Annotated in this window: 17 protein-coding genes and 1 riboswitch; of the genes, 9 read left to right on the top strand and 8 right to left on the bottom strand. The window is 47.8% G+C overall.

Annotated features, from left to right (window positions below; all coding sequences use genetic code 11):
• Positions 1 to 8: 8 nt before the first annotated feature.
• The 5 genes from MKY16_RS05990 to MKY16_RS05970 all read right to left on the bottom strand — a co-directional run bounded on the left by MKY16_RS05990 (position 9) and on the right by MKY16_RS05970 (position 3,514).
• The gene (locus MKY16_RS05990) at positions 9 to 1,475 is read right to left on the bottom strand and encodes a phage tail sheath family protein (RefSeq protein ID WP_029516160.1); all 1,467 of its coding nucleotides are present in this window, start codon (positions 1,473 to 1,475) and stop codon (positions 9 to 11) included.
• A gap of 2 nt (positions 1,476 to 1,477) precedes the next feature.
• Complete coding sequence (locus MKY16_RS05985) at positions 1,478 to 1,696, bottom strand: hypothetical protein (RefSeq protein ID WP_069011550.1); 219 nt, start codon at positions 1,694 to 1,696, stop codon at positions 1,478 to 1,480.
• A 10-nt stretch (positions 1,697 to 1,706) separates the two neighbouring features.
• Positions 1,707 to 2,567, bottom strand: a complete 861-nt coding sequence (locus MKY16_RS05980; RefSeq protein ID WP_069011549.1) for a hypothetical protein — start codon at positions 2,565 to 2,567, stop codon at positions 1,707 to 1,709.
• Positions 2,564 to 2,698, bottom strand: coding sequence for a hypothetical protein (locus MKY16_RS05975; protein WP_256026078.1), 135 nt, complete (start codon positions 2,696 to 2,698; stop codon positions 2,564 to 2,566). The genes MKY16_RS05980 and MKY16_RS05975 overlap by 4 nt, the downstream gene beginning before the upstream one ends.
• 339 nt (positions 2,699 to 3,037) lie before the next feature.
• Positions 3,038 to 3,514, bottom strand: a complete 477-nt coding sequence (locus MKY16_RS05970; RefSeq protein ID WP_029516157.1) for an ArpU family phage packaging/lysis transcriptional regulator — start codon at positions 3,512 to 3,514, stop codon at positions 3,038 to 3,040.
• Positions 3,515 to 3,812: 298 nt separating this feature from the next.
• On the opposite strand from MKY16_RS05970, the gene MKY16_RS05965 reads away from it, so the two are divergent.
• From MKY16_RS05965 to MKY16_RS05950, 4 genes are all read left to right on the top strand, one after another.
• Positions 3,813 to 4,286 (top strand): helix-turn-helix domain-containing protein, encoded by a 474-nt coding sequence (locus MKY16_RS05965; RefSeq protein WP_322251267.1) that lies wholly within the window; start codon positions 3,813 to 3,815, stop codon positions 4,284 to 4,286.
• Between the two features lie 11 nt (positions 4,287 to 4,297).
• A complete protein-coding gene (locus tag MKY16_RS05960) occupies positions 4,298 to 4,723 on the top strand; it encodes an ImmA/IrrE family metallo-endopeptidase (protein ID WP_340954579.1) in 426 nt (141 codons plus the stop codon).
• 194 nt (positions 4,724 to 4,917) lie between these two features.
• Positions 4,918 to 6,819 (top strand): 5'-nucleotidase C-terminal domain-containing protein, encoded by a 1,902-nt coding sequence (locus MKY16_RS05955; protein WP_340954576.1) that lies wholly within the window; start codon positions 4,918 to 4,920, stop codon positions 6,817 to 6,819.
• Between the two features lie 242 nt (positions 6,820 to 7,061).
• Complete coding sequence (locus tag MKY16_RS05950) at positions 7,062 to 7,733, top strand: 3'-5' exonuclease (RefSeq protein WP_029516153.1); 672 nt, start codon at positions 7,062 to 7,064, stop codon at positions 7,731 to 7,733.
• Between the two features lie 46 nt (positions 7,734 to 7,779).
• On the opposite strand, the gene MKY16_RS05945 is transcribed toward MKY16_RS05950, so the two are convergent.
• The 3 genes from MKY16_RS05945 to MKY16_RS05935 all read right to left on the bottom strand — a co-directional run bounded on the left by MKY16_RS05945 (position 7,780) and on the right by MKY16_RS05935 (position 9,975).
• On the bottom strand, positions 7,780 to 8,757 hold the full coding sequence (locus MKY16_RS05945; RefSeq protein ID WP_029516152.1) for a helix-turn-helix transcriptional regulator: 978 nt from the start codon (positions 8,755 to 8,757) through the stop codon (positions 7,780 to 7,782).
• Between the two features lie 71 nt (positions 8,758 to 8,828).
• Positions 8,829 to 9,596, bottom strand: coding sequence for a hypothetical protein (locus tag MKY16_RS05940; protein ID WP_029516151.1), 768 nt, complete (start codon positions 9,594 to 9,596; stop codon positions 8,829 to 8,831).
• A gap of 223 nt (positions 9,597 to 9,819) precedes the next feature.
• On the bottom strand, positions 9,820 to 9,975 hold the full coding sequence (locus MKY16_RS05935; RefSeq protein WP_340954574.1) for a hypothetical protein: 156 nt from the start codon (positions 9,973 to 9,975) through the stop codon (positions 9,820 to 9,822).
• A 313-nt stretch (positions 9,976 to 10,288) separates the two neighbouring features.
• Here MKY16_RS05935 and MKY16_RS05930 point away from each other — a divergent pair, with 313 nt between their 5' ends.
• From MKY16_RS05930 to queE, 5 genes are all read left to right on the top strand, one after another.
• Positions 10,289 to 10,729 (top strand): hypothetical protein, encoded by a 441-nt coding sequence (locus MKY16_RS05930; protein WP_023987365.1) that lies wholly within the window; start codon positions 10,289 to 10,291, stop codon positions 10,727 to 10,729.
• A 25-nt stretch (positions 10,730 to 10,754) separates the two neighbouring features.
• A complete protein-coding gene (locus MKY16_RS05925) occupies positions 10,755 to 11,459 on the top strand; it encodes an AIM24 family protein (protein ID WP_069011542.1) in 705 nt (234 codons plus the stop codon).
• A gap of 79 nt (positions 11,460 to 11,538) precedes the next feature.
• Positions 11,539 to 11,582, top strand: a riboswitch (PreQ1 riboswitch).
• A gap of 133 nt (positions 11,583 to 11,715) precedes the next feature.
• Positions 11,716 to 12,399 carry a 7-cyano-7-deazaguanine synthase QueC gene (gene queC, locus MKY16_RS05920; protein WP_069011541.1) on the top strand — a complete coding sequence of 228 codons (684 nt, stop codon included), beginning with the start codon at positions 11,716 to 11,718 and terminating at the stop codon, positions 12,397 to 12,399.
• The gene (gene queD, locus MKY16_RS05915; protein WP_069011540.1) at positions 12,392 to 12,883 is read left to right on the top strand and encodes a 6-carboxytetrahydropterin synthase QueD; all 492 of its coding nucleotides are present in this window, start codon (positions 12,392 to 12,394) and stop codon (positions 12,881 to 12,883) included. Before queC ends, queD begins: the two co-directional genes overlap by 8 nt.
• Positions 12,876 to 13,739, top strand: a complete 864-nt coding sequence (gene queE, locus MKY16_RS05910) for a 7-carboxy-7-deazaguanine synthase QueE (protein ID WP_340954571.1) — start codon at positions 12,876 to 12,878, stop codon at positions 13,737 to 13,739. The genes queD and queE overlap by 8 nt, the downstream gene beginning before the upstream one ends.
• Positions 13,740 to 13,779 lie beyond the last annotated feature (40 nt).

Below are 13,779 nucleotides of genomic sequence, written 5' to 3'. Positions count from 1 at the left end.
ATGCTTATTTATTGCACGTAAAATGTGCCGAACAACTGCTCCATCACGTCGGTGAGCTTCACGTTCCATTGCAGGAACACTTGGTCTGGTTCCGGTTTGATGACTGGCGCATCGCCGTAGTAAGCCGGGTCGAGAATGACATCGTAGCCATCTGCTTCGATGACATTGCTCAGCGACAGCTGTGCCAGGTATTCTTTGATTGCACCGATAAGTGCCAGACGGCCTTCCACCGTATTGTTGATTTTGCCAATGTAAGTCTCTTCAGCTGCACGCTGCAAGTCAGCGTTAATAGCGTCCATAACGCGGATGGAACGGATTTTCTTCCATGCGTTGTTTTGTCCGGCAGACGGGTTCACCAAGCTGTTGATCCCACGCAGCGCTTTGACCTGACGGCCGTCGAAGAACAGCAGGAAGACACCATTACGAACAGCCTGCTCCTGCTCAGAGCGTGTCCAGCGGCGGGTCACGTCCTCAAAAGGCGTAACCGCATATGTTGCCGATTGATTCAGACGTTGGCCTGCAATCAGTCCAGCTACATAAGCAGCCGTTTGAGCGGAACTGTAGTCCGTACCTGCCAGACGTACGCCTGTACCGACGTTCACGATGCCTTCATGGTTCAGCGCCAGGGAACGTGCAGAGGCCAAGCTAACAGCCGTTTTGGACACATCATCTGCCGCAGAACCGCCGAATACAGCGATTACGCCTTTACCTTCGCCCCGGACACGCTTGATCCAGGCAGCGAAGCTTTGCAGCAATGCCAGATCAGCTGCATAATCCAGAGCCAAGACATTAAATTCCTGCCCTTCAAGTGCCTCCTGCATCGCGATGTAATCGGCATTAACCAGCTTGCTATTGCCGCTGTTGCCGCCAGTGAGGTGTACGCCGCTGACATCCACCGGAATGCCGCCGTCGCCGACAACTTCGGCCTTCACCCATACATTTTCGCTGTTCTCGTTCATCGCCTTGGCGATAGAGGCAGCCGTACCGTCACTGCCTTTGTACGTGCCGAGCAGCTTGGTTCCTTCATAGAGGCGCACCTCACGAGCTTGCTCATCACCCAAAGTTGGCTGTACAGTTACAGCAAAACCATTACCGCGGCTACCTGTGTACAAAGCCTTCAGACGCAGCACATCCGCCGGGGTCGCACCGCCGCTTTTCAGCGTCACAGATGCTTCAGCAGCTGTATCATCTGCCAAACGGTAGGCTAAGAGCTTTTTCGGACCGCCCAGCAAAGCCAGATACAGCGTCGAATACGCGGTCGCACCGTCCAGACTGTCACCCGAAAAGATTTGGCTGATTGCCGTTTCACTGCCGATCTCTACAAACTCACGTACAGGGCCCCAATTCGCCTTAACGGGCACAACGACCGTACCACGCGACCCACCTTGAATCGCTGAAGCTGCTGCTGCCTGAAAATTCATATACAAACCCGGCAATACCGGTTTATTCGTGTTTTCCCATGTTCCGCCTGCCATAATTAGTCCACCTTCGCTTTCATAAATTGTTCGATTTTAGTGTGTGCTTCTGCTACCGTAAACAGCTTGTCCTGTGTGCCAAAAAAGGCGCCTGCCAGCACTTCTTCTTTCACGGAAAACAATGGTTCTGCGTGCTCTTTTAGCTCCTCCAGCGTATAGCGAGGGCCACTTGCTTCTTGCCCGGCATATACCGGGGCCTTCTCATGGTTTTCCAAGGTCACTCGGACCACCTCATTTCAAAATAGGATGAATTTCCACTCTGCGAATCAACGCCGCTTCCTCAGCCGGACGCATACGCCGCTGTACTAACATCAGCCGAAGCTGACCATCTAAAATGGCATCTGCCTGCAAATCGGCTGAAGCTTCAGCTGTAGACATATAACGGCCCTTGTCCTGATCCAGAGGAAGCTGGATTTGAGCGGCAAAGCCCTCGATCAGTGCGAAAGCTGCGCGGTTTTCCTCGGTGGTGTCCGGGGCGGTAATATGCCCGATGAACCGTTTGCGCAGCTCATACATGGAGGCTCCCGCCATCCTAGTTTCGCAGCCGCTCATCCGCCATAGTACCGCTTGCCGCCCCGGCTGTGCGGGCCATGCGTCGGCGTATACCGACCACGTTTCACCCAGTTGCTTCTGCGTCCAGCGGACCAGCGCGGCCAGCCACTCTTCCGGCTGTGTAGCACCGCTTGCTGGAACGGCCAAACCACCTTCCGTCTCAGGCACATACACGCCAAAACGAAGCGTTCTATAGGCCTTGCCCGTAACGGTGTCCAGCTTTTCTGCATCCCGCACGCCCAAATAGTGCGCGGTAAAAGTCGATGTATCCTCACCTGCACCTGTCACGGGTTCCCGGTGCAGCCCGGCAATCAGGGCATTCGCCCATACGTCAGCCTGCGCCAGTCCGGCTTGTCCTGCGTACAGCATGATGCGGACAACCTGCCGATAGCCGGCCCAGGAAGACTTCCAGATTTCCTCGCCCAGCGCCATAACAGCATACGGCTCCTCTGCCGTCTGCGACGGTGGCTGAACATCGTATACACGCCCTTGCAGCGCTGGAATAATTTCAATGAGCTTTTGCTTAAAGGCTTGTCTCATTCTGCGGCATGCCACCTTTGCGTACCCTGCGTTCGCATGTTGTGGCTATTCAGCCAGGCTTTTTTCCACTTCCGTGTTCTCATCCGGCGCAGCTCCATACTCATGCATTGCAGCATTCCTTGCTTAGGCAACACGACTCCTCCTTTCTATTCAACGAATTCCCGGGAACCGACAGAGACGATCACCGCATGAAAAAACCGGCCCTAATGGCCGGCTAACGTTTGACTGTGTGTGTCTTCGGTATGTCCTCTTGTCTTGATTCCCGATGATATAATCTTACACCCTAATAACGAATGCGTTGCCGGGGAAATGGACGATAAAAGCAGAGGATAGGGATGATGTTGGGAGGTTTTTTGAGAACACATGTTCGTATCGTAAAAAAAGACCTTGACCCCTGTTATTACAGGAAATCAAAGCCTTTTAGGAAACCATTTTAAAATAGAAATGAGAACAAGTGGATAATTATTACATCAACCCAATTTTCGATCCGCGCCCTTCTGCAAGCCTGCCAAATTTAAAACGCCTTGGTCCGCCAGTGCAAGCGCCATTTTGTAAAAAGCACGCGTGCGAAGCTTCGTATACGTATCCTTGCTGACTGGCGGGTCTAACACATAATTGTAAACCTTGTAATCGAACACATCGTCATCCTTTAAATAACGTTCACGGATAAGCAGCTGTTCGCGTTCATTCAAGCGGCTCACTACGGCATCCACCATTTCGCAGTAGGCCAAGCGGGCGGCAGGAGCATCTACATTATATACGGCTGTCCGGGCCGTTGGATCGCTTGTCACATTTGTTGGGCCGCTCGGGCGATCCGTATAGCCAGCCGTAATAAAGCTCTCCCGATCCATAAAGGTAATCGTTTTATAAATTCGGTATTTCTCAAACACACCCTCCAATGCATTCTGCGTTTTGCGACGGTCCAATTCGGGTAAGTTATTTCTCATGTAAAGCAACACTCCTTATATGCCTTTTGACAATGATGTATTTTTAAATGAAGATTTTGCAAATCCTCAAATAGAAAACGCTCATGTTTACATTGTGTTCCCCTTTTGTTCGTATCTTGAGTATAACATAACATTATTTAGGATAGGTATCCATCCTCAAAAAAAGCAGTATAGCTCCAAAAACAGGATATTCGCTTTATTTTCCTATGCCTTTTGGCATATTACGTGCTTTTACTATTTACCTAATGGTATAATAAAAGCAATATCTATGATTCTCTTGCAGAAAGGAGCCCCCATTGTGGAACAGCCAGCATTCGGAACTTACTTAAAACAGCAGCGCGAGCACAAACACTTGAGCATCAACCAATTGGCAGACGCCGCAGGTATTAGCAATTCACAAATTTCCCGCATTGAAAATGGACTGCGCGGAATTCCCAAACCCTCCACTCTCCGCAAAATAGCGGACGCGCTCAGCGTATCCTATACCGAAATGATGAAGGCCGCCGGATATTGGGGAGACGATGATTCAATAGAGCAAAGTCCACATGAACTTGATCCTTCTACTGTACCGGAATGGGCAACCTCCAAAGACCGCCGGGATTTTAAAAAAATGCTGGAGGAAGACGACGAATTAATGTTCGATGGCATTCCGCTGGATGAAAAAGATCGTCAACGGATCAAGGACGTGCTGACAGGTCTGTTCTGGGAAGCCAAACAGATGAACAAACATAAAAAGCCCAAAGAGCCCCAAGCGGGCAAAGATCAGGGATAGCAGGTGAGCGTATGAACGAACTCATTCACAAACTTGTCCGAAAATACCGTACCAACTGCCCCTTCGATATTGCGAAAGCTCTGGGTATCCATATCCGATACTGCGATCTAGGCCCCACAACCAAAGGGCTGTATTACCACAAGCTACGTAGAAGATTTATCGTTATCCACAATGGTCTCACACCCGAATGGGAACGGTTCGTCTGTGCGCATGAATTGGGACATGACCGACTGCATAAAGGCATCAGCCGCTTTTTTATGGAGGAGCATTCCTACTTTTCCCCAGGAAAATTTGAACAGCAGGCCAATCGGTTTGCCGTGCTTTTGCTGAGTGAAGGAAAACCGCCACTAGCTGACGAAACGTTGGATCACTATTTACCCCGGATCGGGCTGCCCAAAGAGACTGCCCTTTTTTTTCACCATAAATCAGAACATTAGTTCCTATTCTATGAGCTGCTGTTGATTACTTCCTCTATAATATAGGTAACTAGACGATGGATTTAACAACCGATATATCAAAAAATTTTAATGCTTTGATATAAAATAGAAGTTATTTTTACAATCATCTGATAAAATGTGGTCGTAAGCGGTTTCTCTAATTCATTCATTTTATGGGAGGTTGAAGGAACAACATGAACTCATGGAAAAAACTCTCGTCGATCCTGACGACTGTCGCGCTTTTACTTGGGTGTCTCGGTACAGCAGCAGCAGACCCAGCAACCCATGTGGGAACAACGGGAACGGCAACGACTCCAGTCAGCGGTAAACACATCACCATCCTACATACGAACGATACCCATGCCCACGTGGTGGCGAATGACAAGGAAATGGGATTCGCCAAGCTGGCGGGCATCATTGATCAGTACCGGGCTTCTAATCCCAATACACTGCTGCTAGATGACGGGGATACCGTTCACGGAACGACTTTCGCTACTTTGGTTAACGGTGAGAGTATCGTGAAAGTGATTAACAAGCTGCGCTATGATGCTATGGTTCCGGGTAACCACGAGTTTAATTATGGTTGGAAGCATCTTGTCGAGCTAAGTAAGGAAATTCAGTTCCCTGTGCTCAGCGCCAATATTAAACAAACAGACGGAACACGTTTGTTCAAACCCTATGTTATTAAAGAAGTGGATGGCGTTAAAATCGGTATTATCGGTCTGACTACGCCAGAAACAGCATATAAGACGAATCCCAAAAATGTTGAGGGTATTCAATTCACCGATCCTGCGGCTGAGGCCAAAGCGGCTGTTGATGAAATCCGCAGCAAAGTAGATGTCGTTGTTGTTCTTGGTCACCTGGGGCAGGATGCGTCTAGTAAGGACACCAGCCTCAAAGTTGTTAAGGAAGTGCCTGGCATTGATATTTTCATCGATGGACACAGCCATACTGTACTGGAAAAAGGCTTGGTTAGTGACAATGATACATTGATCGCTAGCGCAGGTGAATACACCAAGTATTTGGGTGTTGTGGACTTATGGGTCGACGGCGGTAAGGTTACGCAAAAGCAAGCCAAGCTGATTGATTCGACTCAAGCAGTGGACGTTCAGCCCAACGCTGAAATTGCTGCATTGATCGCCTCCATTCAGAAGGACCAGGAACCTATTCTTAAAGAGGTTGTAACGCAAACGAGTGTGGATCTGGAAGGAGCACGCGAAAAGGTACGTGCAAGTGAAACCAATCTCGGTGACCTGCTCACCGATGCTATGCGTGACATTTCGGGGGCAGACGTAGCTTTAACGAATGGTGGCGGCATCCGGGCTTCCATCAAGACAGGGACAGTAACCAAGGGAGACATCATCACTGTGCTGCCCTTCGGCAACCAGATCGTTACCCTGAAAGTGAAGGGCTCTGACATTCAGGCCGCACTGGAAAATGGTACAGCCTCCTATCCAGAGCCAAGCGGAGGTTTCCCACAGGTATCAGGTATCACGTTCAAAATAGACACATCAGCAGCCAAAGGCAGCCGTGTTCATTCCATTCTGATCGGCGGAAAGCCACTTGATCCTGAGGCAACATACACACTGGCCACCAATGATTTTACTGCCGTAGGTGGTGACCAATATACGATGTTCGCTAAATATCCACAAGCAGGTATGTTCGGCTCGCTTGATGAGGCGTTAATCCGCTATATGCAAAAGGTGGGCTCAGCTAGCCTGCAAGTGCAAGCGGACGGTCGCATTCAAGAAGCCAAAGCTGATGGTAAAATGTCTGTCCCTGCCACACAAGCTGCGCCATCTGCTTCAACCGCAACACCTGCACCTGTGCAGGAAAAGCCGCAACCCGTCTCTACACCGGCTGCGAAACCAGCACCCGCAAAACCGGCACCGGTAAAGTCTCAAACAGCCAAGCCACAGCAGACATCGAATTCTGCACAAGTTACAAATAGCCATGTATATGTTGTGAAATCCGGGGATACGCTGTATGACATTTCCCGCAAACATGGTACCACCTGGCAACATCTTCAGCAGTTGAATAAGTTGAAGAATCCTCACCGCATTTATCCAGGGCAAAAGTTAGACCTCCCGGCCTAATTCAATAGCTAGCAAAAGCAGCGTCCGGAATCCTAGTGGTTTCGGATGCTGCCGTAGGTCAGGCGTTTATAGATATGCGATAGTCCAAGCTCATTTGGACATCGCATATTTTTTTTAAAAGCAAACCTTTTAACCGCTGACAAGTTGTGAACCGAGAGGTATGATGGAGAAGAGTCACTCGGGCAAGAACATTCGTCCCGATATCCATCGGGATCAGTTATATGTGTGGAAGGAGTCCAGAAATGCAATACATTATTTACGATCTTGAATTTACCGTTAGTCGTAACGCCAGATATTCCTCCGAAATCATTGATATCGGTGCCGTCAAAGTTGTTCAGGGAGACGATGGCCTATACGTTGCGGATACGTTTCACAGTTTTGTAAGACCCTCGAATCGACCTGTACTCTCTACTGATACCGTTCAGTTCACGGGTATTACTCAACGAGACATTGATGCCGCTCCCCTATTTCCTGAAGCTGTGAAGGAGTTCATAGCCTGGCTCGGTACGGATTCCCCTTATTATTTATGCGCATGGGGCCCGGATGACCGTCAGAAGCTGGTATCCCATTGTCGTACCCATCATGTAGATCTCGGATGGATTCATAATACAAATGATATACAGAAGCAGATTTCCCGTCTGCTTGGTTCCAATGGAAAGTACCGTCAGTTGAGCCTGTCTCAGGCGCTGGAATTGTGCAACATTGACTTTGACGGTCAACAACACCGGGCACTGGATGATGCCGTGAACACCGCTCAGGTTTTCATGTACCATTTTGATCGTATTACATTAGTTCATAATGCTGCTGACGATGAGGAAAGCCGTGGATCGAAGCTCGTCTACTCCTCACCTGAAGAAGAGCAGGAACAGTACAGTCCTTTTGGCAATCTCGCCAACCTGTTTAAGGACCGTTAAGCGGATAGCTCCCCGGCCCGTTCCGGGGGATCTCCCCCTGTTATTCTTAATTTCCTGCCTTTTTATCGAAATAGAATGCCCCCCAGGTCCGCAGCATTTCTTGCATTCGTTTGCGGTACCGTAAAGGCTCCAGGATCTCGGCCTCAGCTCCATAGGAAGTGAGCCAATCCAAAAATTCACGGTCATGATTGACCGTCACCTCAAACAACAAACTTCCATCCGGCAAATCCTTAAGAAAAGGCTTGATGAACAGTTCCTCTTCTTTGACCCGATATACAGACTCGGCAGAAAAACGTACCACAAACCGGATATTCTGATTTCCTTTGGTCACCGACCAGGTCCCTTTAAAAAACATTTCCATTTCAGTTGTATTTTTTTGAAACGTATACGGCAAAATTCTCATGTTCCGAAATCGGCTGATCCGAAAGGTTCTCATCGCGGATTGCTTGTGACAAAAACCAAGCATATAGAATCGCCGATCCTGCGGAACCAAACAATAAGGATCCACCTGAACGAGTGAAACATCTTCATTTTGAGGCGAACTGTATTCCGCTTCAATGGTCTGCTGCGTAAGACTCGCTAAAACAATCAGCCTGAGCAGATAGGGCTGGTTTTCCCGATCAAGTGTCGAGCCGAGCCGGACAATATTTTTCATTTCCTGCGCGAAGCTCGTCTGTTCCATCTTTTTTTTCTGACTAGAGGCCATCACTTTCTCATAAGCACTTTCAAAAGCTGGCGGTAAAAGAGGCTTTACCGTTTCCATAATCTCTCCCAGCTTAGTAAAAGCCTCTGCCTCTTCTTCCGTCCAATTCAGAGGATACAAAGCGAAATTGCTAATAAAAATGTACCCCTTGCCATGCCCCATATTCGCAATCGGTATATGCATAGCGCTTAGCGCCTCCATATCTCGGTATATGGTACGTTCTGATGTTTCACAACGTTCGGCAAGCTCTCTTGCCAATATCCCTGGATTTGCCTGAACAATAGTAATAATCCGCATTAAACGTATCAACCGATCAGTCAAGGAAGTCTCTCCTTTACAAAAAGATAGTAAATTAGACTCACTATATTACACAAATAAACTAGCATAATTGCCTATCTCAAAGTATCATTTTCAGTAAAATGAACATCTTCTAGCGATATTGCCTTATTGAAAAAGACTTTAGAACTATACGCTGTAAATGATACAAAAGTACCACTCCATTTATTACGTATAGCCAGAAGCAACTCGGCTTCCTGCAGGTAGTCCATATCATCGCTTCTTGCTGCACGTATAAGTAATTCATCTGCTTGTCTGGTAAGGATGAACGCCCCTTGCTCATATTCCCCTTTCTCGTACATACGCAATGCCTTTTTTACAATAGGGGACGTCTCATTCAGCTTTATGTATTTTTCCACCTTCGGGTTGGATGGAATGCTCAGCAGACCAAGATGATGCGTAAAATGGATGTAGAGCTGGTCTGTCCGGATCATCGTTCGCTTTTCCTGCGATGGCTTGCGCCAGCTCCACTCCATCATTCCAATCGTATGTCTTCCGGACGAGTGAGCCGGTATAGAAAACGTCAAAATAGCCTGTCTATATTTTCCCCGCCGTACATCACCACAGTGAACAAACATGCTATCTCCGTTTTCCGAGCGTTTAAAACCGAGCCTTACCCCTTCAGCTTTTAATAGACTTACCCCGTTTTCTGGAATGAACTGGAGTTGAAGGTCACATCCCGCTGCTTTCGGTATTAGATTTCCTTTTCTTTTACGTTTAGCTCCATAGCCCCATTCTATCAGTAGATTTACTTGTTTGGACCCATTCGCAGATATAGACTCTTTGTCCCATGTGTACGTTACATTGAGCATTGACTTCACCACTGGTAAATTCCCCCTAAAAGAACATGTAACTCTAAATTAACAGTGTTATCTGACACTATATTGTCAGGGAACGTATGTTTGATTGTGAAAATTATACATGGGAATCTTTATGAAGGGGGACCTAGTTTGGTAAATAACATTTTAAACCATTTGAATTACATGAACGCGCAAAAATAGCCCGGCGTATGCCGGGCTATTTTATAGTCTACTTCTATACTTAAACTTATGAGATTGTAGTTTCTGTTAAAGAAACATTCATTTTTGTGCAAATATCAGATATAGGGGCAAAAGTAGTACTATCTACGACGAGATCCTTTGATAACGGCTTTCCATTTACAGTGATTTTTAAAGTTTTATAGTTTTGTTCTTTCTCATTCATCTTGCAAAATCTCCTTCTATATTAATTTTTAATATATTTCAGTTTATATATTCATATTTAAGACCTGATCAGGTGCGGATCGTTCTTTACTCGTATGCTAGAAAAAATGCCGGAATGTTGCCGCTTCCTTGATATACCCGTTTTTTGGTACACTTAAACTCATATATCGACTTTTTTGAGAACATTTTCTCCGTATTTGTCGTCCGTTTCTTCTAAAATCTGCATCCGTATCGTTATATTATACGTAACCATGTCATATGGGTAATGATCTATATCATCTAACATCTTGGTTTATCAAAAGGGGGAACATCTCTTGGCACGACCAACTTGTCGCTTTGCTTTGTATCGCCGCATTGTCTGCGCTGCTATAGCACTTTTGTTTATTTTTGGGATAACTCGTGTACCCGAAGTACATGCTGCTTATTGGGATGATGTATATCAGGGCTTCGAGCAATTTTCGCGGTTACCTGGTGATGTATATCAGCTCAAGGAAAGCTATCGACAAACACAGGAGGATCTGGAAAAGGCCCGTAACAGCTTAGAAGCCTATCAAGAGCAAAACGCCCAATTGCTGGAGCAAAACCGCAAGCTGACTGACACAGTCACAGAATTAAAAAATCTTCAAACCCAGCGCGATCAGGCTTCACATCGAAATAAAATGCTCATCATCACAGCTATAATTCTGCTGGCCGGTTATTTTATCGGTATCCGACTGTTGCGTTACGGGATGCGTCGACGTTCGGGAAGATACTAACTGTCTGAAAGGATGAAAGGTCTGAATGGACATACAAGCAGGACAACACCATGATGAAAGCGTCGGTTCGGTCGTAACGCTCGATCTGGCGGAAGGAGAAAAGCTGCACGTTCTGCATCCGCAGCAAATCATCGCATACCGCGGACCCAGCTCAGGCCGCAGTGATAAACTGATGAATATTAAGGGCATGTATCGCAAACACAAACTGATTCAGGCCGATTTCACAGGAGCTTGTCGCCTAATTGCCGCACTTCCACCTGGCTTTAGTCTAAAAATGATTAAGCTTGAAGGAAGTGATGATCTGTTATACGATTTTCGCAACCTGTTCTGGTACAGCTCCGGTATTCAAATGCGTACTAAGCTGCTAAGCATGAAAAACATGTTGTTTAGCCGTGATGTTATAAAAATGAAATTTGATGGTGTGGGTCAAATCGGTCTTTTGACGCAGGGATTGGTGTGTCAGGAACAGCTTCATCCGACAGAACCGATATATGTGGATGCGAGCAGCGTCATTGCCTATCCCGAAAACGCCCATCTGGAGTTGACCGTGTACGGCAACCATCTGGCCAGCCAGCATATGAACTATCATTTTAAAATGACCGGACAGGGTACCGTACTATTCCATGCCGGGGAGCATCATCGGCGGCTCCAACAGGATATGAACGACGATGGCGTGATCAAGCGATTTTTAAGGGAAGTCATTCCATTTGGTGGAGTGTTTATCAAATAGCCCTGCCATGCTATAATGACAATGCTAAAGCCGTCTGTCCTCGTGGCAGATACTAATGAAGAAAATCCATGCGTCATGCATGGGAGAGGTTCGCGAACTCCCTCTATAAAAAACTAACGATGCTTTGTCCTCCGCAAGAAAAATGATTTCTCGGGGCAAGGCCTGTTTTTTGTTGAAGTCGGTTCAAGAACTCTCCTTCTTCCAAGTGACAAGACTTGTGTCTTGCACCATTCCAAGAAGATCGAGAGGTTTTTTTATGTTTGCAAACGAAAAAGCAGTCGTCGTATTCAGCGGCGGCCAAGACAGCACAACCTGTTTATTTTGGGCAAAAAAACATTTTGCTGAAGTAGAAACTGTGACGTTCGATTACGGTCAACGCCACAAGCAGGAAATCGAAGTAGCCGCTGGAATCGCCCGCGAACTGGGTGTTCCGCAAACGGTACTGGATATGAGCCTGCTTAATCAACTAGCCCCTAATGCCCTCACACGCACAGACATTGACATTACTCAACAGGAAGGCGAACTGCCTAGCACCTTTGTAGACGGTCGCAACCTACTGTTTCTGAGCTTCGCGGGAGTTCTCGCCAAGCAAAAAGGAGCGCGCCACATCATTACAGGCGTATGTGAGACGGATTTCAGCGGCTATCCCGATTGCCGGGATTCCTTTATCAAATCGCTGAACGTCACACTAAACCTTTCGATGGACTATCCCTTTGTGATTCATACCCCGCTTATGTGGTTGAACAAGGCCGAAACTTGGCACATGGCCGATGAGCTGAAAGCTTTTGAATTTGTAAGAACACGTACACTAACGTGCTATAACGGCATCATTGGCGACGGCTGTGGCGAATGCCCTGCTTGCAAACTTCGCCGTGCCGGACTGGAGCAATATCTCGCGGTGCGCGGAGCTTCATCCCAAGGAGTTGAAGGTCATGCGTGAGCCAGGTACCTTTCGCATTGTCGACAAGCTCCAGCAGTTTGGGACAGACATTGAGCACTCTCAGCTGCGTTATCACCGCAAACGTGTACTCGTCAGCAAACAATTTACGTTCGATGCAGCACATCATTTGCACTGCTACGAAGGCAAATGCAAAAATCTGCACGGACATACCTATATCGTCGTATTTGGCATAAGTGGCATACCGGGCGAAACGGGTCTAACGCTAGATTTTGGTGACATCAAAACGATCTGGAAAGAGCGGATTGAGCCTTTTCTGGACCACCGTTACTTGAATGAGACGCTTCCTCCAATGAATACAACGGCGGAAAATATGGTCGTCTGGATCTTTGAACAAATGGAGTCAGCCTTGACCTCGGATGCATACTGCAACCGTGTCGAAAGTGGACGTACCGAGTTTGTACGGTTGTTCGAGACACCTACCAGCTACGCCGAGTTCCGACGGGAGTGGATGCTCGATGAGTAATACCGTGACTACTCACCAACCCATGACAGCCTCCCACGGCACCCAAATAGCCCCTATTCCCGTACTGGAGGTGTTTGGTCCCACTGTTCAGGGCGAAGGTATGGTCATTGGTCGTAAAACGATGTTTGTTCGTACCGCAGGCTGCGATTACCATTGCTCGTGGTGCGACTCCGCCTTTACCTGGGACGGCAGCGCCAAGGATCAGATCCGTCGTCTGAGTGCCACGGACATTTGGCAGGAGCTGAAGGCCATCGGCGGCGAACGCTTTTCGCATGTGACCCTTTCTGGAGGCAATCCTGCCCTGCTACCGCAGCTTGGGGAGCTAATCACCCTGCTACGCAGTCAAGGCATTGCCACCGCTGTCGAAACACAAGGCTCCCGTTGGCAGGAATGGCTGTACGATATCGATGAGGTAACCCTGTCCCCGAAACCGCCCAGCTCGGGTATGACGACCAACTGGGACGTGCTGGATGATATTATCGACCGTCTGTCGAACCGGAAAATGGCTTATGAGTCCCGAGCGACGTCCCACGTCGCAATCGCAACAGACTTGAAGGAACCCGCTAATGAATCTGCGCGGCTCTATACCGGAGCTTGCAGCTTGAAGGTCGTCATCTTCGATGACACCGATCTTGCCTATGCCCGCACTGTTCACGAGCGCTATCCACACGTACCGCTGTTCCTTCAGACGGGTAATCCAGATGTAAACACGGAGAATACCGGACAGATAGCGGAGTCTCTACTCCATCGTTATGAATGGCTTATCGACCGTGTCATGGACGATTCCCTACTAAACCATGTAAGAGTACTCCCGCAGCTCCACACCCTCGTATGGGGCAACAAACGCGGCGTATAACACTTATATGTAATATATTCCGTATGCACTGTATGTGATA

This window comes from Paenibacillus sp. FSL L8-0641, assembly GCF_038006265.1.
Classification (GTDB): Bacteria; Bacillota; Bacilli; order Paenibacillales; family Paenibacillaceae; genus Paenibacillus; species Paenibacillus polymyxa_D.
The sequence above is the reverse complement of the archived record's forward strand: the minus strand, read 5'-3'. Positions and strand labels throughout refer to the sequence as shown.